The organism is Stieleria sp., assembly GCF_041595215.1.
GTDB lineage: Bacteria > Planctomycetota > Planctomycetia > Pirellulales > Pirellulaceae > Stieleria > Stieleria magnilauensis.
On sequence record NZ_JBFHKV010001458.1, the window covers coordinates 1 to 1,647 of the forward strand.

The following is a 1,647-nucleotide window of genomic DNA, read 5'->3' on the forward strand; positions in this document are numbered from 1 at the left end:
CGTGGTACTCGGCTCCGCTTCATCGGATGCCCGCTACAGCGATACCCGCAACCTGTTTCGCTGGGGCTGGAATCGCTATCTTGCGGGCCAGGCGGACACAGACCGCCCGTAGCAGACATCAGCAAGTCGCTCGAGGACCGGCGCACCGCGCACCGCGCACGGCGCACCACCGAATCGCGGAATCGCGTGTTGCGACCCGAACGCTGCTGTCGACCGATTCCCTAGAAACCTGAATCAATTCCTTGAACGATCACCCCTACGGCTGGTTCAGCTTACTGCCTCCGCTGGTCGCCATCGTGTTGGCGATGGTGACCAAGCGGGCCGCGTTGTCGCTGTTGATGGGCATTTTCTGCGGCGCGTTGATCACCAACGGCGGTGACCCGATCGGGGCGTTGGTCGATTTTTGCGAAGTCCATTTGTGGCCGACACTTGCCGACCCCGGAAAGCTGCGAATCTTTTCCTTCACCCTGCTGATGGGGGCGATGATCGGCGTGATCAGTCGCAGCGGCGGGATGCTGGGGCTGATCAAATTAATTTCTCCGATCGCCAAAACACGGCGCGGCGGCCAACTGACGACGTGGATGCTGGGATTGGTCGTGTTCTTTGATGACTACTCCAACACCGTGTTGTTGGGCGGAACGCTGCGACCGCTCTGTGATCGGCTGAAAATCTCACGGCAAAAACTCGCCTACATCGTCGATTCCACGGCGGCACCGATGGCCAGTTTGGCGCTGCTGTCGACCTGGATCGCCGTCGAGATCGATTACATCGCCGAAGGACTCGGTGACATCGAAGGGGCAAACGTCTCGCGCGCGATGGAATTGTTCATCGCCAGCGTGCCCTATCGCTTTTACGCCATCCTGGCGCTCGGCATGGTGCCGATCTTGGCGCTGATGGGACGAGATTTTGGTCCGATGCTGAAGGCCGAAAAAGCAGTGGTTGCCGGATCAGGCCAGCGGCAAGACGATCCCGGTTCGATCGCTGACCCGTTGACCGAACCGACTGCGGCGGCCTCGTGGCGGGTCGCGGTCGTTCCAATCGCGGTGACGTTGGCCGTCGTGATCGCGTTGTTGTACGCCACGGGAACCGCTTCGTTGCGGTCGGGTTCATCGGAGCCCACCGGTGACGCGCCGCTACTGCGAGACATCCTCGGTGCCGCCGACTCCAGTCTGGCCCTGCAATACGGTGCGCTGATGGGGCTGGCAACGATCGCCGTGATCTGTCTGACGAGAAAACTGTTGACGTTGCAGCAGATCCGCGAAGCCAGCTGGGGAGGGATGAAAATCGTCCTGCCGGCGATTATCATCCTTTGGACCGCTTCGGCGCTGTCACGGTTGACCAGTGGCAAGTCCGTCGATGGGCAATCCGGTACGGCGTATGAGTTCCAAGACCATCGGCTTTACACGGGGCAGTTCGTCGCCGAAACGATTTTGTCCGGGGCCAGGGTCTCTCCGGTACTAGACGCGCCGTCCCCATCATCAAACTCGGTACCGATGGTGGTTCGCCTGCTGCCCACGATCGTGTTCTTGTTGGCCGCGGTGCTGTCGTTTTCCACGGGAACCAGTTTCGGCACCATGGGGTTGTTGATGCCGATGACACTGACGCTGACCGCTCCGCTGATCGGATTGCTGCCGGCCGATGCTTCGA

At 60.8% G+C, this 1,647-nt stretch carries 1 protein-coding gene; it reads left to right on the plus strand.

The features are described 5' to 3' along the window. Nucleotides 1-242: 242 nt before the first annotated feature. Nucleotides 243-1,647: Na+/H+ antiporter NhaC family protein (locus ABX749_RS32075; RefSeq protein ID WP_372899624.1), on the plus strand; the 1,405-nt coding region annotated here is incomplete at its 3' end.